The organism is Pseudomonas sp. PL-6, from assembly GCF_054110165.1.
Map to the genome: position 1 here is coordinate 3,655,281 of NZ_CM134189.1, position 18,180 is coordinate 3,673,460.

Sequence of the window (18,180 nt, forward strand, 5' to 3'; positions counted from 1 at the left end):
AGCCTGAGCCGCGGCCACTGAACAGAGCACCTGGCAGCCCTTCGCAGAAAGAGCCCAGGCCGCCGCCCGAGGAGAGAATCAGACATGACCTTCGTCGTTACCGACAACTGCATCAAGTGCAAATACACCGACTGCGTGGAAGTCTGCCCGGTGGATTGCTTTTACGAAGGCCCGAACTTCCTGGTGATCCACCCGGACGAGTGCATCGACTGCGCCCTGTGCGAGCCCGAGTGCCCGGCCCAGGCGATCTTCTCCGAAGACGAGGTGCCGGAGGACATGCAGGAATTTATCGAGCTGAACGCCGACCTGGCCGAAGTCTGGCCGAACATCACCGAGAAGAAGGACGCCCTGGCGGACGCCGAGGAATGGGATGGCGTGAAGGACAAGCTGCAGCACCTGGAGCGCTGAGCGCCAGGCTGAAAACACCAAGACCCGCCAAGTGCGGGTCTTCTGTTTTTCAGAGATAAAAAAAGGGGCGGCTTGCGCCGCCCACTCTTTTGTCCCTAGTCCCTTTGTTTCCCAACCCATCGTCCTGATGAATCGCTTCTTGCGATGTTCCCGATCATCGTCCTGATGACCCGTGCTTGTCCCTGAGCACGAGAGTGATATTAGTCGCTGCAGCAGCGCTCACAACCCCGGCACGGGGCACGACGGAGCGCGCCACAGCCTTTTGCCCGCAAGAATAAATCATTCAAAAACAATAACTTAATAAAAATAGAACGGCATAACGGCGAGAAGCTCGCGACCTTTCCGCACAAAGGCTGACAGCACCTGTAAGCGATGGCTTACATGGCCAGGCAGAAAAAACCCGGCCGCAGCCGGGTTCTTGATGAGCGCGCCGTCTTACTGGAACAGGGCGTCGCTGGACAGGCCGTTCTTCTCGAGGATTTCGCGCAGACGCTTGAGCGCCTCGACCTGGATCTGCCGCACCCGCTCGCGGGTGAGGCCGATCTCCTGGCCTACTTCCTCCAGCGTGCAGCTCTCGTGGCCACGCAGGCCGAAACGGCGCACCACCACTTCACGCTGCTTGTCGGTCAGGTCCGACAGCCACTGATCGATGCTCTGCGACAGGTCGTCGTCCTGCAACAGCTCGCAGGGGTCGGTCGGCCGGTCGTCGGTCAGGGTATCGAGCAGGGTCTTGTCCGAGTCCGGACCGAGCGAGACGTCCACCGAGGACACCCGCTCGTTGAGGCCGAGCATGCGCTTGACCTCGCCCACCGGTTTTTCCAGCAGGTTGGCAATTTCTTCCGCAGAGGGCTCGTGGTCAAGCTTCTGGGTCAGTTCGCGAGCCGCACGCAGGTAGACGTTGAGCTCCTTGACCACATGAATCGGCAAACGGATGGTGCGCGTCTGGTTCATGATGGCCCGTTCGATGGTCTGGCGGATCCACCAGGTCGCATAGGTCGAGAAACGGAACCCCCGCTCCGGATCGAATTTTTCCACCGCGCGGATCAACCCCAGATTGCCCTCCTCGATCAGATCGAGCAGCGACAGGCCGCGGTTGACGTAACGCCGAGCAATCTTCACCACCAGGCGCAGGTTGCTCTCGATCATGCGCTTGCGCCCGGCCGGATCGCCCTTCTGCGCCAGGCGCGCGAAGTGCACTTCCTCTTCGGGAGTAAGCAGAGGGGAGAAGCCGATTTCGTTGAGGTAAAGCTGAGTGGCGTCGAGCGCCCGGGTGTAATCGATGTACTTGTGCTGCTTGGAGGGGGTGGCGTGCTTGGTCTTGGCACGTGCGGCCGGCGTTTCCGCCTCGTCGCTCTGAACCTCGCCCAGAACGATGCCCGGCTCCATCAGGAGCAGTTCATCGTCGACGTCAAACTCCGGCGCTTCTTTTTTGATGAGAGCCATTGTTGTTGTCCCTAGCTGAGTTCGACAACAGACTCTGGCGGAACCATCCTGGCCACACCCGAGCCCGTCCCTCCTACGTGATGGGACGAGCCGGCTGGCGGATCAACGACGTGGCAGATATTGCAGCGGATCTACAGGTTTACCTTGGCGGCGAATCTCGAAATGCAGCTTCACCCGGTCGGCCCCTGTGGACCCCATCTCGGCAATGTTTTGCCCGGCCTTGACCTGCTGCCCCTCCCGTACCAACAACCTGCGGTTATGACCGTAAGCACTTACGTAGGTATCGCTGTGCTTGATGATGATCAACTCGCCGTAGCCCCGCAAACCACTCCCGGCGTACACCACTGAACCATCAGACGCAGCTAAAACAGGCTGTCCTAATTCCCCGGCGATATCAATGCCTTTATTCAAACTGCCGTTTGAGGAGAAACGCCCGATCACCGTACCCTGCGCGGGCCAGGCCCAACCGCTGGCGGAACGGGTCACCGGGGTAACCGGCGTGGTGGCCGGAGCGGTCTTGACCGGTACCGGCTTGCTCGCCTGCGAAACCGGCGCCGTGGCCAGCGGCGGGCGGCTCGGCGCCGGCTGGCTGACCACCGGCGCGGTCGCCCGCGGCACCGTCGCGGCCACCGGCTGGGCCGGCGTGGTGCGATTGTCGAAACGGATGACCTGGCCGACGCGAATCAGATAGGGATCGCGCAGGCCGTTATGGGCAGCCAGCGCCTTCCAGTCCCAGCCGAAGCGAAAGGCGATGGAATAGAGCGTGTCGCCACGCTGCACCACGTAATGGCCGCTGCGTACCGGCTGGCGCTGCACCAGCGGGGCGTTGCCCTGATGCTGCCCGCGCTCGACCACCTGCACGCCGCCCGGCGGCGGACTGGCGCAACCGGCCAGCGCACTGGCGGCGAGCAAAGCGAAAGGCAGGCGAAGGCCGGCGGCTCTGCGAATTAGCGCGTGAACGGCGGTGCGACTCACCATTTGCTCCCTGAACGATCCCGAATACGGCGGCTATTGTGCCGGATTTATTTGGCGCAACCAGTATCTCTTGGCTGACGCCCGGCCAACCACTCCAGCCCCAGCACCAGGACGATGCCGGCCAGCGCCAGCACCAGGGCCAGCAACAGCTGCGGGTCCTGGCCGCTGAGTTCGGCGAAATGCCCCGGCAGCAGGTTGTTCTGCAGCAGCGGTATCTGCTCGCCCTTGCTGTCGACGCGCCAGCTCAGGGTTTCCTTCCACGGCCAGACCTTGTTCAGCGAACCGAGCATCAACCCGGTGAGAAAGGCCAGGCTGAGGTCGCGCCAGCGTGCCAACAACCAGCTGAGCAAGCGGGCGAAGCTGAGGATGCCGACCAGGCAGCCGCCGGCGAACACCGCCAGCACGCCGATTTCCAGGTCCTTCACCGCCCCCAGCACCACCGGATACAGGCCCAGCAGCAGCAGGATGAAGCTACCGGAGATACCCGGCAGGATCATCGCGCAGATGGCGATGGCGCCGGCGCAGAACAGGCTCAGCGGGTCGCTGCCCCACTGTACCGGCGCGGCCACGGTGATCCAGTAGGCGAAGGCCAGGCCGAGCAGGAAGCTCAGCGCCCGGCTCCAGTTCCAGCGATGAATGTCGCGACCGACCATATAGGCCGAGACCAGGATCAGGCCGAAGAAAAACGACCAGACCGGGATCGGCTGATGCTCCAGCAGGTAGGTGATCAACCGCGCGAAGCTCAGCACGCTGGTCAGGATGCCGCCGAGCAGCACCAGCAAAAAGGTCGCGTTGGCCATGCGCCAGGCGTCCTTGATCCGTCCGCGCAGCAGCAGCAAGGCGGCCTCGGGGACGCTGGCGATGGAGCGCAGCAGTTCGTCGTAGATGCCGCTGATAAAGGCGATGGTGCCGCCGGAGACGCCTGGCACCACGTCGGCAGCGCCCATGGCCATGCCCTTGGCGTAGAGCAGAAAATGTTTCTTCATGGATCCTTCCAGGATGGTGCAGCGGTCAGGCCAGCGGCCCGTTGAGTAGCGGCACGAAGCGCACCGCGTCCAGCACGTGGCGGGAGAAGCCGTTCTCTTCGCGCACGATCAGCAGCAGCTGCTGCACGTCGCCGGCGCCCACCGGAATCACTAGACGCCCGCCGGGCGCCAGTTGGTCGAGCAGCGCCTGCGGCACTTCCGCGGCGGCGGCGGTGACGATGATGCCGTTGTACGGGCCCAGGGCATTCCAGCCCTCCCAGCCATCGCCCCAGCGAAAGACCACGTTGCGCAGGCTGAGTTCGGCCAGACGCTCCTTGGCGCGATCCTGCAACACCTGGATGCGTTCGACCGAGAACACCCGCTCCACCAGCTGCGCCAGCACGGCGGTCTGGTAACCGGAACCGGTGCCGATCTCCAGCACCTTGTCCAGCGGCCCGGCGGCCAGCAGCAGCTCGGTCATGCGCCCGACCATATAGGGCTGGGAGATGGTCTGGTTGTGCCCGATGGGCAGCGCGGTGTCCTCGTAGGCGCGGTGCGCCAGCGCCTCGTCGACGAACAGATGGCGCGGCGTGCGGCGGATCACCTCGAGCACTCGCGGATTGCTCAGACCCTCGTCGTAGAGGCGCTGAATCAGGCGCTCGCGGGTACGCTGGGAAGTCATGCCGATCCCGCGGCGGTGCATATCGTCCTGTCCGCGCATCAGCAGATGCCCTCCAGCCAGCCGTGCATGCTGTCGAAGGCCTCGGCGAAGGTACGGTCGAGCTGCAGCGGGGTGATCGACACGTAACCCTGCATCACCGCATGGAAATCGGTGCCCGGACCGCCGTCCTCGGCATCGCCGGCCACCGAGATCCAGTAGCCTTCCTTGCCGCGCGGGTTGACCACCTTGACCGGCGCCGCGGCGCGGGCGCGGTGGCCGAGGCGGGTCAGTTGCACGCCGCGGATGTGCTCCAGCGGCAGGTTGGGCACGTTGACGTTGAGCACGGTGCGCGGAGGCAGGTCGAGGCGCTCATGGGCCTCGACCAGCTTGCGGGCGAAATAGGCGGCGGTCGGCAGGTTGTCGGCCTGACGCGACAGCAGCGAGAAGGCGAACGCCGGCTTGGCCAGGAAGCGCCCTTCCAGCGCAGCGGCGACGGTGCCGGAATAGAGCACGTCGTCGCCCAGGTTGGCGCCCAGGTTGATGCCCGAGACGACCATCTCCGGCACCTGCTCGAGCAGACCGTTGAGGCCCAGGTGCACGCAGTCGGTGGGCGTGCCGTTGAGGCTGATATAACCGTTGGGCAACACCGTCGGGTGCAGCGGACGGTCGAGGGTCAGCGCACTGCTGGCGCCGCTCTTGTCCTCGGCGGGTGCGATCACCACGCACTCGGCATAGTCGGCCAGCGCCTGGTGCAACGCGACGATCCCGGGTGCGTACACCCCGTCGTCGTTGGAAATCAGAATTCGCATGGAGTATCCGTCTGCCCTGCTGGCACCAGATCGACGAGTTCGCGCACCACGACGGTGGCGAAACACCCGGCCGGCAGGACGAATGCAAGTTGCAGAATATCGGGCTCCGGATAATGCCACGTCAGGCCGCCTATGGGGAGGCGCAGAATGCGCCGTTCGTGCGCCATGCCCGCCTTTGCCAGCCACTCGAGCAGCGCCGGCTCGCCCGCGCCGACGCCCTGTTCGACGAGCTGCACCGCCTCCGCCGTGGGCAGCGCGCCCTCGCCCCACAGCGGGCCGGTCGGGTGCAGGTCGAGAAGCGCCAGACGCGGGTCGGCTGTCTCCGCCTCGCCGGCCATAAAGAAACTGCGGCTGCCGGTAAAGGCCAGCAGGTCGCCGACCTGCGCCTGGTTCCAACTGCCGGCGGCGACCCGCTCGGCCAGCACGCGGTTGAACAGGTAGCTGCGCGCCGCCGACAGCAGGCGCGAACGCAGGTTGCGCTGCACCGGCAGTTCCTGGCGGGCCGCATACTGCCGGGCCTCGTCGACATTGCCGCCGGCGAAGCCGAAGCGCTGCAGGCCGAAGTAGTTGGGCACACCCTGCGCGGCGATGCGCTGCAGGCGCTGCTGCAGCGCTTCGCGGTCGGCCTCCAGGGCAGTCAGACGCAGGGTGAACCCGTTGGCGGCATGGGCGCCGCGCTGCAGCTTGCGGTTGTGCCGCAGGCTGCGCAGGACGGCTAGGTCATCACCCTGCGCGGTGGCCAGGTCGGGATCGGCCTTGCCCGGCAGGTGCAGGCTGAACCACTGCCGGGTCAGCGCCTGGCGATCCTTGAGCCCGGCGTAGCTGACCGCCTTGAGCGGCAGGCCGGCGGCGCGGGCGATGCGCCGGGCGGCGTCCTCGGTGTTCAGGTCGCGCTTTTCCACCCACAGCCAGAGGTGCTCGCCCTGGCCGGTGAGCGGGATGTCCAGCACCTCGTCGACCTGAAAGTCCTCGGCACTGGCCTTGAGCACGGCGCGCCCGCAGGCCTGGCCATGGGCGCGCGGGCCCAGCAGCTGCGCCTCGTTCATGCCTTGACCAGCAGCGCCACGGCATGCACCGCGATGCCTTCCTCGCGACCGGTGAAGCCGAGCTTCTCGGTGGTGGTGGCCTTGACGTTGACCTGGTCCAGCTCCACGCCGAGATCCTCGGCGATGCGCTCGCGCATGCTCTGGATATGCGGCGCCATCTTCGGCGCCTGGGCGATGATGGTGGCGTCGACGTTGCCCACCGCATAGCCCTTGGCCCGTACCAGCCCCATCACATGGCGCAACAGCGCGCGGCTGTCGGCGCCCTTGAAGCTCGGGTCGGTGTCGGGGAAGTGCTTGCCGATATCGCCCAGGGCCAGCGCACCGAGCAGCGCATCGGCGAGCGCATGCAGCAGCACGTCGCCGTCGGAATGGGCGATCAGCCCGAACTTGTGGGGAATGCGCACGCCGCCCAGGGTGATGAAATCGCCCTCGCCGAAGCGGTGTACGTCGTAGCCATGACCGATACGCATAAAGAACAACGCCCTGAAAAAGTCAGGGCGTGATTCTACATGCACCGGCCGCCATAGGGGGCGCCGTGCGCACCCTAGGCCAAGGCTTCGGCGTGATGGCGCAGATGATCGTCGATAAAGCTGGCGATGAAGTAGTAGCTGTGGTCGTAACCCGGCTGCAGGCGCAGGGTCAGCGGATGGCCGGCCGCCTTGGCCGCCGCCTGCAGCGCCTGCGGCTTGAGCTGGGTTTCGAGAAAATCGTCGCGGTCGCCCTGATCGACCAGGATCGGCAGCCTCTCGCCGGCCTCGGCAATCAGCACGCTGGCGTCCCATTCGCGCCAGCGCGAGCGGTCCTCGCCCAGATAGAGGGAAAACGCCTTCTCGCCCCAGGGACAGTTCATCGGATTGCTGATCGGTGCGAAGGCCGACACCGAACGATAACGCCCGGGGTTCTTCAGCGCGCAGATCAAGGCGCCGTGGCCGCCCATGGAATGGCCGGCGATGCCGCGCTTGCCCGTCACCGGGAAGTTGGCCTCGACCAGCGCCGGCAGCTCCTGCACCACGTAGTCGTACATGCGGTAGTGCCGCGCCCAGGGTTCGGCGGTGGCGTTGAGGTAGAAGCCGGCGCCGAGACCGAAGTCGTAGGCGCCGTCCGCATCGTCCGGCACGCCCTCGCCGCGCGGGCTGGTGTCCGGCGCGACCAGGATCAGGCCCAGCTCGGCCGCCAGCCTGTGCGCGCCGGCCTTCTGCATGAAGTTTTCGTCGGTGCAGGTCAGCCCGCTGAGCCAGTACAGCACCGGCAGGCGGGCACCCTGCTCGGCCTGCGGCGGCAGGTAGACGGCGAACTGCATGTCGCAGCCGAGCACCTCGGAACGGTGCCGGTAGCGCTTGTGCCAGCCGCCGAAGCTCTTGTTGCTGGAAACGATTTCCAAGGTCATGGACATCTCCCTTGGGTGCGCCGTGCGCACCGCTTGATCCTGGTGCGCATGGCGCACCCTACAGGCACAGGTCGCCCTGCAGTCAGAAATGAATGACGGTACGAATGCTCTTGCCTTCGTGCATCAGCTCGAACGCTTCGTTGATCTGATCCAGCGGCAGGTTATGGGTGATAAAGGTGTCCAGCGGGATCTCGCCCTTCTGCGCCTTTTCCACGTAGCCGGGCAGCTCGGTACGGCCCTTGACCCCGCCGAAGGCGCTGCCGCGCCAGACCCGCCCGGTGACCAGCTGGAACGGCCGGGTGCTGATCTCGGCACCGGCCGGCGCCACGCCGATGATGGTCGACTCGCCCCAGCCCTTGTGGCAGCACTCCAGCGCAGCGCGCATCAGCTGCACATTGCCGATGCACTCGAAGCTGTAGTCGACGCCACCGTCGGTCATCTCGACGATGACCTCCTGGATCGGCTTGCTGTGATCCTTCGGGTTGACGAACTCGGTCATGCCCAGCTCGCGCGCCACGGCTTCCTTGGCCGGATTGATGTCGATGCCGATGATGCGCGAAGCCTTGGCCATCTTGGCGCCGATGATGGCCGCCAGGCCGATGCCGCCCAGGCCGAAGATGGCCACGGTAGAACCCTCGGTGACCTTGGCGGTGTTGAGTACGGCGCCGATACCGGTGGTCACGCCGCAGCCAAGCAGGCAGACCTTCTCCAGCGGCGCCTCCTTGGGGATCTTGGCCAGGGAGACTTCCGGCAGCACGGTGTACTCGGAGAAGGTCGAGCAGCCCATGTAGTGGTAGATCGGCTCGCCGTTGTAGGAGAAGCGGCTGGTGCCGTCGGGCATCAGGCCCTTGCCCTGGGTGGCGCGCACCGAGCTGCACAGGTTGGTCTTGTTGGATTTGCAGAATTTGCACTCGCCGCATTCGGCGGTGTACAGCGGAATCACGTGATCACCGACCGCCAGCGAGGTGACGCCCTCGCCCACCGCCTCGACGATACCGCCGCCTTCGTGACCAAGGATGCAGGGGAACACGCCTTCGCTGTCCTGGCCGGACAGGGTGTAGGCGTCGGTGTGGCAGACGCCGGTGGCGACGATGCGCACCAGCACCTCGCCGGCCTTGGGCGGCGCCACGTCCACCTCGACGATCTGCAGCGGCTGATTCGGGGCGAAGGCGACGGCGGCGCGGGACTTGATCATCTGGGCTCTCCTGAGCGTGTTGAGCGGTGGCCAGCAGTCTAGTCCAGCGCCACCCGGAAATAATTGGCGATCAGGCAAAACATTATTGCCATACAGGGATAATCAAGGTCTTCTTCTGCAGTTAGAGGCGGAGCCCGGATGCAATCCGGGAACTACCGCGCCAGGCATTCCCGGATTGCATCCGGGCTACACGAGAAGGAGAAACCATGAACCGCTGGGAAGGGCTGGACGAATTCGTCGCCGTGGCCGAGTGCGGCCAGTTCAGCGCCGCCGCCGAACGGCTGGGCCTGTCCACCTCGCAGGTCAGCCGCCAGGTCGCGCGCCTGGAGGAGCGCCTGCAGAGCCGCCTGTTCTACCGCAGCACCCGGCGCGTGGCGCTGACCGAAGCCGGGCAGACCTTCCTGCAGCACTGCCAGCGCCTGCAGGACGCGCGCGAGGAAGCCCTGCGCGTGATCAGCGACCTGACCGCCGAGCCCAAGGGGCTGCTGCGTATGACCTGCGCGGTGGCCTACGGCGAGCGCTTCATCGTGCCGCTGGTCAATCAGTTCATGGCCCGTCATCCGCAGCTGCGGGTGGAGATCGAACTGTCCAACAGCCAGCTCGACCTGCTCCACGAGGGCCTGGACCTGGCCATCCGCCTCGGCCGCCTGCAGGACTCGCGGCTGGTGGCCGCGCGCCTGGCGCCGCGGCGGATGTACCTGTGCGCAGCGCCCGCCTACTTGCAGCACTACGGCCGGCCGCACTCGTTGTCGGAACTGGCGCGGCACAACTGCCTGGTGGGCAGCAGCGAGTACTGGAGCTTCGTCGACGGTGGGCGGGAAAGCCAGGTGCGCGTGCAGGGCAACTGGCGCTGCAACAGCGGCCAGGCGGTACTCGATGCCGCGCTGCGCGGCTTCGGCCTGTGCCAGCTGCCGGACTATTACGTGCTCGAACACCTGGCCAGAGGCGCACTGGTTTCCCTGCTGGAACAGCACCAGCCACCGAACACCGCGGTCTGGGCGCTGTACCCGCAGCAGCGCCACCTGTCGCCCAAGGTGCGCCAGCTGGTCGATCACCTCAAACAGGGGCTGAGCGAACGCGCCGAGTATCGGGAGCAACAGAATGTCACAGCGCAGGGGGGAACCCCGCGCGACGGGCGCGGCCAGAGTAACTGACGCCCAGTCGGCAGCGGAAAAACCTAGGCGACGACTGCAGGACTGCAGAAAGCCAAAGCCGAGGAAGTTTTTCCGCAGCCTACTCGCGTTTCACTGCAACCGGAGGACAGCGCTATGCAAGTCATGGTCAACAGCGACAACCATATCCACGGTTCCGCCGCCCTGGCGGACAAGGTACGCGGCCGGGTGGAACTCAAGCTCAAGCGCTTCGAGGATCACCTGACCCGGGTCGAGCTGCACTTCAACGACGAGAACAGCCACAAGGGCGGCGGGCTGGACAAGCGCTGCCAGGCCGAAGCGCGACTCAAGGGCCGCGACCCGGTATCGGTCAGCCATAACGCCGACAGCCTGGAGCAGGCGCTGGAGGGCGCCATCGACAAACTCGGCACGGTGCTGGAGCGCAATATCGAGAAACAACGCCTGAGCTGAGACGCGGCGCTACTGGTTGCGCTCGGCCCAGGCTTGCTGCAACCACTGCAGATCCTCGGGGCGGGTGATCTTCAGGTTGTCCGCCCGCCCCTCCACCAGGCGCGGCGCCTGCCCGGCCCATTCCAGCGCCGAGGCCTCGTCGGTGATCGAAGCGCCCGCCGCCAGCGCGTCGGCCAGGGCGCCACGCAGCGCCGCCAGGCGGAACATCTGCGGCGTATAGGCCTGCCAGATCAGGCTGCGGTCCAGGGTCTCCAGCACCCGGCCATCGGCGCCGACGCGCTTGAGGGTATCGCGCGCCGGCACCGCCAGCAGGCCGCCGAGCGGATCCTCGGCCAGGGTGTTCAGCAGGCGGTCGAGGTCGGCGCGGGCCAGATTGGGCCGCGCCGCATCGTGCACCAGCACCCAGTCGTCCGCCCCGGCGCCGCCGGTCAGCAGCAGATCGAGACCGGCCAGCACCGAGTCGGCGCGCTCGCGCCCGCCCGCGGCGCGGCGCACCCGTGGATCGCCGGCCAGGGCCAGCTGCACCCAGTAGGGATCGTCCGCGGCCAGACAGACCACGGCGCCGAGCAGGCCGGGGTGGTCGAGGAAGCAGTGCAGGCTATGTTCGAGAATGCAGCGCCCTGCCACCTGCAGGTACTGCTTGGGGCGGTCGGTGGCCATCCGCGCGCCGACGCCGGCGGCCGGGATCACCAGCCAGAAATTCGTGGTCATTCGGTCAGCAGGTAGAGGGTCTCGCCCTCTTTGAGCATGCCCAGCTCCTGCCGCGCGCGCTCCTCCACGGTCTCCATACCGCGCTTGAGCTCCATCACCTCGGCCTCGAGGATGCGGTTGCGCTCCAGCAGGCGTTCGTTCTCGCCCTGCTGTTCGGCGATCTGCTGCTGCAGGCGACTGACCTGGGCCAGGCTGCCCTCGCCGATCCACAGGCGATACTGCAGGCCGGCCAGCAACAGGACCAGCACGATGAACAGCCAATACGGACTACGCATGGAGCGGCTCGCAGATTGAGTCATCGGCATGGTAGGGGCTGCGTTCATGCTTGAAAAGAAGCCGACTGATGAGTGACATGGGATTTCGGTACCTGCATCCGTGCATTGGTTCCAAGAGATCGACGAAGCGTCCACGAAAAAGGGCGACTCGCGTCGCCCATCTTCAAACGAAAACGATCTTGCGAGCTAGAGACCTACAAGGCAAAAACAGGCGAGGAAGCGCAGTTTACTGAAGTAAATGAGCATTCCGAGCCTGTTTTTAACGCAGTAGGGCCGACGCGCAGCAGATCGTTGTTAGCCGCGGAACTCGGCACGGCCCTTATAGGGAGCCTTGCCGCCCAGCTGCTCTTCGATGCGCAGCAGCTGGTTGTACTTGGACACGCGGTCGGAGCGGCACAGCGAACCGGTCTTGATCTGACCGGCGGCAGTACCCACGGCCAGATCGGCGATGGTGCTGTCTTCGGTTTCGCCGCTGCGGTGCGAGATCACCGCGGTAAAGCCGGCGGCCTTGGCCATCTGGATGGCTTCCAGGGTCTCGGTCAGCGAGCCGATCTGGTTGAACTTGATCAGGATCGAGTTGCCGATCTTCTCATCGATGCCGCGCTTGAGGATCTTGGTGTTGGTGACGAACAGATCGTCGCCGACCAGCTGCACCTTGGCGCCGATCTTGTCGGTCAGCACTTTCCAGCTGGCCCAGTCGGACTCGTCCATGCCGTCTTCGATGGAGATGATCGGGTAGCGCTGGGTCAGGCCGGCCAGGTAATCGGCGAAACCTTCACCGCTGAATACCTTGCCTTCGCCGGCCAGGTCGTACTGTCCGTCCTTGTAGAACTCGCTGGAGGCGCAGTCCAGGGCCAGGGTGACGTCCTCGCCCAGCTTGTAGCCGGCATTGGCCACGGCTTCGGCGATGGCGGCCAGGGCGTCTTCGTTGGAGGCCAGGTTCGGCGCGAAACCACCCTCGTCGCCCACGGCGGTGTTCAGGCCACGGGCCTTCAGCACGGCCTTGAGGTGGTGGAAGATCTCGGCGCCCATGCGCAGGGCCTCGGCAAAATTCTTGGCGCCGACCGGCTGGACCATGAACTCCTGGATGTCGACGTTGTTATCGGCGTGCTCGCCGCCGTTGATGATGTTCATCATCGGCACCGGCATGGAGTAGACGCCCGGGGTGCCGTTGAGGTCGGCGATGTGCGCGTACAGTGGCACGCCCTTGGCCTGGGCCGCGGCCTTGGCGGCAGCCAGGGACACGGCGAGGATGGCGTTGGCGCCCAGCTTGGCCTTGTTCTCGGTACCGTCGAGCTCGATCATCGCGCGGTCCAGGGCCTGTTGATCGGTCGCATCCTTGCCCAGCAGCAGGTCGCGGATCGGGCCGTTGATATTGGCGACGGCCTTGAGCACGCCCTTGCCCAGGTAACGGCTCTTGTCGCCGTCACGCAGCTCCAGCGCTTCGCGCGAGCCGGTGGAGGCACCGGACGGCGCGCAGGCGCTACCGACGATACCGCCTTCCAGAATTACATCGGCTTCCACGGTGGGGTTGCCGCGGGAGTCGAGAACCTCACGACCCTTGATGTCGACGATCTTTGCCATTGTTGTTTGCACTCCAAGGTTTGACGATAAGACTGCAGCAGCGGGCTGCGCGGGGCCGCCGTCGCCCCGTGGGGCGGGTCGGCGACACAGTCTGACTCACGGGTCAGGGGGATCTTTTCTGGGGCGGCACTTTACCGGATTGCGTGCGGTTCAGGCAGTCTCGATCGGCGGAAAACTCTTGATCAGGTCGTCGAGCTGCTTGAGCTGGGTGAGGAATGGCTCCAGCTTGTTCAAGCGCAAGGCGCAGGGGCCGTCGCACTTGGCGTTTTCCGGATCGGGGTGGGCCTCGAGGAACAGACCGGCCAGGCCCTGGCTCATGCCGGCCTTGGCCAGATCGGTGACCTGGGCGCGGCGGCCACCGGCCGAATCGGCGCGACCGCCCGGCATCTGCAGGGCGTGGGTCACGTCGAAGAACACCGGGTACTCGAACTGCTTCATGATGCCGAAGCCGAGCATGTCCACCACCAGGTTGTTGTAACCGAAGCTGGAGCCGCGCTCGCAGAGGATCAGCTGATCGTTGCCGGCCTCCTCGCACTTGCGCAGGATGTGCTTCATCTCCTGCGGGGCGAGGAACTGCGCCTTCTTGATGTTGATCACCGCGCCGGTCTTGGCCATGGCCACCACTAGGTCGGTCTGCCGCGAGAGGAAGGCCGGCAGCTGGATGATGTCGCACACCGCGGCCACCGCGGCCGCCTGATGCGGCTCGTGGACGTCGGTGATCACCGGCACGCCGAAGGTCTTCTTCACTTCCTCGAAGATCTTCATGCCCTCTTCCAGGCCCGGGCCGCGGAAGGAGGTGATGGAGGAACGGTTGGCCTTGTCGAAGCTGGCCTTGAACACGTAGGGGATGCCGAGTTTCTCGGTCACCCGCACGTATTCCTCGCAGGCCTGCATGGCCAGGTCGCGCGACTCGAGCACGTTGATGCCGCCGAACAGCACGAAGGGCTTGTCGTTGGCGATCTCGATATTGCCGACCTTGATGATCTTCTGCGCCATGCCTTAGGCCTTCTTCGCTTGCTGCGCCAGCGCAGCGTTGACGAAACCGCTGAACAGCGGATGACCGTCACGCGGCGTGGAGGTGAATTCCGGGTGGAACTGGCAGGCGACGAACCAGGGATGATCCGGCGCCTCGACCACTTCGACCAGCGCGCCGTCGCCGGAGCGGCCGGTGACCTTCAGGCCAGCCTCGGTCAGCTGCGGCAGCAGGTTGTTGTTCACCTCGTAACGGTGACGGTGACGCTCGACTATCACGTCCTTGCCGTAGCAGTCGTGCACCAGCGAACCGGCCTGCAGCTGGCAGTCCTGCGCGCCGAGGCGCATGGTGCCGCCCAGGTCGGAGCTCTCGCTGCGGGTTTCCACGCCGCCGGCGGCGTCCTGCCACTCGGTGATCAGGCCGACCACCGGATGCTGGCTGGCCAGGTCGAACTCGGTGGAGTTGGCGTCGCTCCAGCCCACCACGTTGCGCGCGTACTCGATGACCGCGACCTGCATGCCGAGGCAGATGCCCAGGTAGGGAATCTTGTTCTCGCGAGCGTACTGCACGGTCTTGATCTTGCCTTCCACGCCGCGCAGGCCGAAGCCGCCCGGTACCAGGATGGCATCGACGCCCTCGAGCAACGCGGTGCCCTGGTTCTCGATGTCTTCGGAGTCGATATAGCGCAGGTTGACCTTGGTACGGTTCTGGATGCCGGCGTGGCTCATCGCTTCGATCAGCGACTTGTAGGCATCGAGCAGCTCCATGTACTTGCCGACCATGGCGATGGTGACTTCCTTTTCCGGGTTGAGCTTGGCATCGACCACGCGATCCCACTCGGACAGGTCGGCGCCGCCGCACTCCAGACCGAAACGCTCGACGACGAAGTCGTCCAGACCCTGGGCATGCAGCACGCCCGGAATCTTGTAGATGGTGTCGACGTCTTCCAGGCTGATCACCGCACGCTCTTCGACGTTGGTGAACAGGGCGATCTTGCGCCGCGAGGAGACGTCGATCGGGTGGTCGGAGCGGCACACCAGCACGTCCGGCTGCAGGCCGATGGAGCGCAGCTCCTTGACCGAGTGCTGGGTCGGCTTGGTCTTGGTCTCGCCGGCGGTGGCGATGTAGGGCACCAGGGTCAGGTGCATCAGCATGGCGCGCTTGGCGCCCACTTCCACGCGCAGCTGGCGAATGGCTTCGAGGAAGGGTTGCGACTCGATGTCGCCGACGGTGCCGCCGATTTCCACCAGGGCCACGTCGGCATCGCCGGCGCCCTTGATGATGCGCCGCTTGATCTCGTCGGTGATGTGCGGAATGACCTGGATGGTCGCACCCAGGTAGTCACCACGGCGCTCCTTGCGCAGCACGTCTTCGTACACGCGGCCGGTGGTGAAGTTGTTGCTCTTGGTCATCGTCGTGCGGATGAACCGCTCGTAGTGCCCCAGGTCGAGGTCGGTCTCGGCGCCGTCGTGGGTGACGAACACCTCACCGTGCTGGAACGGGCTCATGGTGCCCGGATCGACGTTGATGTAAGGGTCCAGCTTGAGCATGGTGACCTTCAGGCCCCGCGCCTCCAGGATGGCCGCCAGTGAAGCCGAGGCGATGCCTTTCCCCAATGAAGAAACAACACCACCCGTGACGAAGATGTAGCGCGTCATGAAAAACCCTAGAAGTCTGCGTTTAAGCGGTCAGTGCCGCCGGGGAAAGCGAAGGAGCGCCATCAGTAGCAACAATGGCAAGCCCGCCAAGCTCCTTGAGGGAGTCGGCAAAAGCTGTAGTAAGACGGGAGCGTAGTCTACCGGAAAGGCCTTACCAGCTCAAACCTTGATCACCGATCGGCGGCGACCAGTGCAAGTGCAGATCGCCCCGCCCCGGACGCGGCGCCAGCGCCAGATTGGCCACCGCCACCAACTCGTCGCCATCGAACAGCAAGGGCAGCCGCGGACGCACGAACGCCGGCACGCGCAGCTCGTTGAGCAGGCGCTTGAGGTCGCGCCGGCCGCGCCCCGGCAGCTGCAGCGACTCGCCGCCGCGGCGATAGCGCAGGTGCCAACGCCCCGCCGGCAGCTCGCCGACAACTCGCACAGCGCCGTTGCCGGGCAGTTCGATGGCCCCTCGCGCCGCACCGCAAGGCAGATCGACAACCGTGAGTGGCTGCAACCAGTCGCCGCTGAGCCACCACAGCCGCCCATCTGCCCTATGCAACTCGCCATCGGCCAGTTTCCAGATCGGCGTCGCATCCACGCCGGCGTCACGCAGGTCATACCAGCCGGCCCAGTGATCGCTGTCCGGCAGCCGGGTCAGTGGCGCCAGCCAATGACGCAGCAGATTGCGCTGCCGCGCCTCGTTCAGCCCGGCCACCGCCTGCAAGTCCAGCGACGGCAGCGCCAGCCAGGAAAACGGCGCCCGGCCCCGCGCGGCGAGCAGATCCAGCTCGGCCAACTCGCCCAGCAGCTGCTGCGCCTCACCCAGGTGGGCGGCGCTGCGCGCCAGGCTGGCGGCCGCCTGCGGCCAACGCTCGGCGAGCAACGGCAGCACGCGGCGGCGCAGGAAATTGCGACTGAAGCGCTCATCGGCATTGCTCGGGTCTTCCACCCAGCTCAGCCCATGGGCCTCGGCATAGGCCAGCAACTCGGTACGCGGAACGTCCAGCAGCGGCCGAACCAGAGTGCCGCGGCCCAGCGGTCGAGCTACAGGCATGGCCGCCAGACCGCGCACGCCGGCGCCGCGCAACAGGCGAAACAGCACGGTCTCGGCCTGATCGTCGCGATGCTGGGCACCGAGCAGCACCTCGCCCTCGCCCAGACGCGAGGCGAAGGCGGCGTAGCGCGCCTGGCGCGCCGCCTGCTCCAGGCTGGCGCCCGGCTCGACCCGCACCGCAACGATTTCCAGGGGAATATCCAGCTGCGCGCAGCTGCGCGCGCAATGCTCGGGCCAGGCCTCGGCCGCCGGCTGCAGGCCGTGGTGGACATGGATGGCGGCTAGCGGCGGCAGCGCCTCGCGCCGGGCGAGACCGGCCAGCAGGTGCAGCAGCACGCTGGAGTCGAGGCCGCCGGAGAAGGCGATACGCCAGGCCGGTGCCGTTCGCCAGGGCTGCAACGCGGCGCGCAGACGGATATCGAGAGCAGTCATCGGCCAAGCTTAAACAACAACGGGCCCGAAGGCCCGTTGAGATGCGCGCTGAACGAGCTCAGGCGATGCCGTAGCTCATCAGGCGATCGTAACGACGCTTGAGCAGGGCGTCGGTGTCGTACTTCTGCAGGCTGGCCAACTGCTTGGTCAGCTCCTGACGGATCGACTCGGAGGCCGCTGCCGGATCACGATGAGCGCCGCCCAGCGGCTCGGCGATCACCTGATCGACGATGCCCAGATCCTTCAGGCGCTCGGCAGTGATGCCCATGGCCTCGGCGGCATCCGGCGCCTTCTCGGCGGTACGCCAGAGAATCGAGGCGCAGCCTTCCGGCGAGATCACCGAGTAGGTGGAGTACTGCAGCATGTTCAGCTGGTCGCAGACGCCGATGGCCAGCGCGCCGCCGGAGCCGCCCTCGCCGATCACGGTGGCGATGATCGGGGTCTTCAGCCGCGCCATCACCCGCAGGTTCCAGGCGATGGCCTCGCTCTGGCCGCGCTCCTCGGCATCGATGCCCGGGTAGGCGCCGGGGGTGTCGATAAAGGTGAGGATCGGCATCTTGAAGCGCTCGGCCATTTCCATCAGGCGGCAGGCCTTGCGGTAGCCCTCCGGACGCGGCATGCCGAAGTTGCGGCGTACCTTCTCGCGCACTTCGCGGCCCTTCTGGTGACCGATGACCATCACCGGCTGCTCGCCGAGGCGGGCCACGCCGCCAACGATGGCGGCGTCGTCGGAGAAGTGACGGTCGCCGTGCAGCTCGTCGAACTCGGTGAAGATGTGCTGGATGTAGTCCAGGGTGTAGGGGCGGCGCGGATGGCGCGCCAGCTGAGCGATCTGCCAGCTGGAGAGGTTGCCGAAGATGCTTTCGGTCAGCGCGCTGCTCTTGTCCTGCAGGCGGGCAATCTCGTCGCCGATGTTCAGCGCGTTGTCGTTACCGACCAGGCGTAGCTCTTCGATCTTGGCTTGCAGGTCGGCGATCGGCTGTTCGAAATCGAGAAAATTCGGGTTCATAGTCATCCGTCTTGCGTCGACGGC

19 protein-coding genes are annotated in these 18,180 nt (G+C 65.8%); 3 read left to right on the plus strand and 16 right to left on the minus strand.

Annotated features, from left to right (window positions below):
• The first annotated feature begins 84 nt into the window (after positions 1–84).
• Complete coding sequence (gene fdxA, locus ACW9UL_RS15550) at positions 85–408, plus strand: ferredoxin FdxA (protein WP_021441853.1); 324 nt, start codon at positions 85–87, stop codon at positions 406–408.
• A gap of 435 nt (positions 409–843) precedes the next feature.
• Here the strand turns inward: fdxA and rpoS are convergent, their stop codons facing one another.
• From rpoS to ACW9UL_RS15595, 9 genes are all read right to left on the minus strand, one after another.
• On the minus strand, positions 844–1,851 hold the full coding sequence (rpoS, locus tag ACW9UL_RS15555) for an RNA polymerase sigma factor RpoS (RefSeq protein ID WP_397488635.1): 1,008 nt from the start codon (positions 1,849–1,851) through the stop codon (positions 844–846).
• 102 nt (positions 1,852–1,953) lie between these two features.
• Positions 1,954–2,826, minus strand: a complete 873-nt coding sequence (locus tag ACW9UL_RS15560; protein ID WP_457787572.1) for a peptidoglycan DD-metalloendopeptidase family protein — start codon at positions 2,824–2,826, stop codon at positions 1,954–1,956.
• Positions 2,827–2,873: 47 nt separating this feature from the next.
• Positions 2,874–3,812: a polyprenyl-phosphate transporter gene (locus ACW9UL_RS15565; RefSeq protein ID WP_021443083.1), complete on the minus strand. Its 939-nt coding sequence runs from the start codon at positions 3,810–3,812 to the stop codon at positions 2,874–2,876.
• 25 nt (positions 3,813–3,837) lie between these two features.
• A complete protein-coding gene (locus ACW9UL_RS15570) occupies positions 3,838–4,473 on the minus strand; it encodes a protein-L-isoaspartate(D-aspartate) O-methyltransferase (protein ID WP_177342884.1) in 636 nt (211 codons plus the stop codon).
• A 38-nt stretch (positions 4,474–4,511) separates the two neighbouring features.
• On the minus strand, positions 4,512–5,261 hold the full coding sequence (gene surE, locus ACW9UL_RS15575) for a 5'/3'-nucleotidase SurE (protein WP_457787573.1): 750 nt from the start codon (positions 5,259–5,261) through the stop codon (positions 4,512–4,514).
• Positions 5,249–6,307, minus strand: coding sequence for a tRNA pseudouridine(13) synthase TruD (gene truD / locus ACW9UL_RS15580; RefSeq protein ID WP_457787574.1), 1,059 nt, complete (start codon positions 6,305–6,307; stop codon positions 5,249–5,251). The genes surE and truD overlap by 13 nt, the downstream gene beginning before the upstream one ends.
• The gene (ispF, locus tag ACW9UL_RS15585; protein WP_457787575.1) at positions 6,304–6,777 is read right to left on the minus strand and encodes a 2-C-methyl-D-erythritol 2,4-cyclodiphosphate synthase; all 474 of its coding nucleotides are present in this window, start codon (positions 6,775–6,777) and stop codon (positions 6,304–6,306) included. The genes truD and ispF overlap by 4 nt, the downstream gene beginning before the upstream one ends.
• Before the next feature lie 74 nt (positions 6,778–6,851).
• The gene (gene fghA, locus ACW9UL_RS15590) at positions 6,852–7,694 is read right to left on the minus strand and encodes an S-formylglutathione hydrolase (protein WP_457787576.1); all 843 of its coding nucleotides are present in this window, start codon (positions 7,692–7,694) and stop codon (positions 6,852–6,854) included.
• An 82-nt stretch (positions 7,695–7,776) separates the two neighbouring features.
• Complete coding sequence (locus ACW9UL_RS15595) at positions 7,777–8,889, minus strand: S-(hydroxymethyl)glutathione dehydrogenase/class III alcohol dehydrogenase (protein WP_457787577.1); 1,113 nt, start codon at positions 8,887–8,889, stop codon at positions 7,777–7,779.
• A 206-nt stretch (positions 8,890–9,095) separates the two neighbouring features.
• Between ACW9UL_RS15595 and ACW9UL_RS15600 the strand changes: the two genes are divergently transcribed.
• Positions 9,096–10,043, plus strand: coding sequence for a LysR substrate-binding domain-containing protein (locus tag ACW9UL_RS15600; RefSeq protein ID WP_457787578.1), 948 nt, complete (start codon positions 9,096–9,098; stop codon positions 10,041–10,043).
• A 114-nt stretch (positions 10,044–10,157) separates the two neighbouring features.
• Positions 10,158–10,472: an HPF/RaiA family ribosome-associated protein gene (locus ACW9UL_RS15605; protein WP_457787579.1), complete on the plus strand. Its 315-nt coding sequence runs from the start codon at positions 10,158–10,160 to the stop codon at positions 10,470–10,472.
• 9 nt (positions 10,473–10,481) lie between these two features.
• Here ACW9UL_RS15605 and ispD read toward each other — a convergent pair whose 3' ends face one another.
• The 7 genes from ispD to ACW9UL_RS15640 form a co-directional block, all read right to left on the minus strand.
• Entirely contained in the window at positions 10,482–11,183 is a 702-nt protein-coding gene (gene ispD, locus ACW9UL_RS15610; protein ID WP_457787580.1) for a 2-C-methyl-D-erythritol 4-phosphate cytidylyltransferase, read from the minus strand.
• Positions 11,180–11,458 (minus strand): cell division protein FtsB, encoded by a 279-nt coding sequence (ftsB, locus tag ACW9UL_RS15615; protein WP_021444007.1) that lies wholly within the window; start codon positions 11,456–11,458, stop codon positions 11,180–11,182. Before ftsB ends, ispD begins: the two co-directional genes overlap by 4 nt.
• A 294-nt stretch (positions 11,459–11,752) precedes the next feature.
• Positions 11,753–13,042: a phosphopyruvate hydratase gene (gene eno, locus ACW9UL_RS15620; protein WP_021444008.1), complete on the minus strand. Its 1,290-nt coding sequence runs from the start codon at positions 13,040–13,042 to the stop codon at positions 11,753–11,755.
• 150 nt (positions 13,043–13,192) lie between these two features.
• Complete coding sequence (gene kdsA, locus ACW9UL_RS15625) at positions 13,193–14,038, minus strand: 3-deoxy-8-phosphooctulonate synthase (RefSeq protein ID WP_021444009.1); 846 nt, start codon at positions 14,036–14,038, stop codon at positions 13,193–13,195.
• 3 nt (positions 14,039–14,041) lie between these two features.
• Complete coding sequence (pyrG, locus tag ACW9UL_RS15630) at positions 14,042–15,673, minus strand: CTP synthase (RefSeq protein ID WP_031303114.1); 1,632 nt, start codon at positions 15,671–15,673, stop codon at positions 14,042–14,044.
• 151 nt (positions 15,674–15,824) lie between these two features.
• Positions 15,825–17,147, minus strand: a complete 1,323-nt coding sequence (tilS, locus tag ACW9UL_RS15635; RefSeq protein ID WP_457787581.1) for a tRNA lysidine(34) synthetase TilS — start codon at positions 17,145–17,147, stop codon at positions 15,825–15,827.
• Between the two features lie 58 nt (positions 17,148–17,205).
• A complete protein-coding gene (locus ACW9UL_RS15640; protein WP_021442937.1) occupies positions 17,206–18,156 on the minus strand; it encodes an acetyl-CoA carboxylase carboxyltransferase subunit alpha in 951 nt (316 codons plus the stop codon).
• Positions 18,157–18,180 lie beyond the last annotated feature (24 nt).

Bases quoted from the DNA above. Each gene is read 5' to 3' on its own strand.
- rpoS (WP_397488635.1), bottom strand. From the start codon at position 1,851: ATGGCTCTCATCAAAAAAGAAGCGCCGGAGTTTGACGTCGACGATGAA.
- ispF (WP_457787575.1), bottom strand. From the start codon at position 6,777: ATGCGTATCGGTCATGGCTACGACGTACACCGCTTCGGCGAGGGCGAT.
- kdsA (WP_021444009.1), bottom strand. From the start codon at position 14,038: ATGGCGCAGAAGATCATCAAGGTCGGCAATATCGAGATCGCCAACGAC.
- ftsB (WP_021444007.1), bottom strand. From the start codon at position 11,458: ATGCGTAGTCCGTATTGGCTGTTCATCGTGCTGGTCCTGTTGCTGGCC.
- surE (WP_457787573.1), bottom strand. From the start codon at position 5,261: ATGCGAATTCTGATTTCCAACGACGACGGGGTGTACGCACCCGGGATC.
- ACW9UL_RS15605 (WP_457787579.1), top strand. From the start codon at position 10,158: ATGCAAGTCATGGTCAACAGCGACAACCATATCCACGGTTCCGCCGCC.
- pyrG (WP_031303114.1), bottom strand. From the start codon at position 15,673: ATGACGCGCTACATCTTCGTCACGGGTGGTGTTGTTTCTTCATTGGGG.
- ACW9UL_RS15600 (WP_457787578.1), top strand. From the start codon at position 9,096: ATGAACCGCTGGGAAGGGCTGGACGAATTCGTCGCCGTGGCCGAGTGC.
- ispD (WP_457787580.1), bottom strand. From the start codon at position 11,183: ATGACCACGAATTTCTGGCTGGTGATCCCGGCCGCCGGCGTCGGCGCG.
- fghA (WP_457787576.1), bottom strand. From the start codon at position 7,694: ATGACCTTGGAAATCGTTTCCAGCAACAAGAGCTTCGGCGGCTGGCAC.
- ACW9UL_RS15595 (WP_457787577.1), bottom strand. From the start codon at position 8,889: ATGATCAAGTCCCGCGCCGCCGTCGCCTTCGCCCCGAATCAGCCGCTG.
- ACW9UL_RS15565 (WP_021443083.1), bottom strand. From the start codon at position 3,812: ATGAAGAAACATTTTCTGCTCTACGCCAAGGGCATGGCCATGGGCGCT.
- ACW9UL_RS15640 (WP_021442937.1), bottom strand. From the start codon at position 18,156: ATGAACCCGAATTTTCTCGATTTCGAACAGCCGATCGCCGACCTGCAA.
- eno (WP_021444008.1), bottom strand. From the start codon at position 13,042: ATGGCAAAGATCGTCGACATCAAGGGTCGTGAGGTTCTCGACTCCCGC.
- fdxA (WP_021441853.1), top strand. From the start codon at position 85: ATGACCTTCGTCGTTACCGACAACTGCATCAAGTGCAAATACACCGAC.
- ACW9UL_RS15570 (WP_177342884.1), bottom strand. From the start codon at position 4,473: ATGACTTCCCAGCGTACCCGCGAGCGCCTGATTCAGCGCCTCTACGAC.
- tilS (WP_457787581.1), bottom strand. From the start codon at position 17,147: ATGACTGCTCTCGATATCCGTCTGCGCGCCGCGTTGCAGCCCTGGCGA.
- truD (WP_457787574.1), bottom strand. From the start codon at position 6,307: ATGAACGAGGCGCAGCTGCTGGGCCCGCGCGCCCATGGCCAGGCCTGC.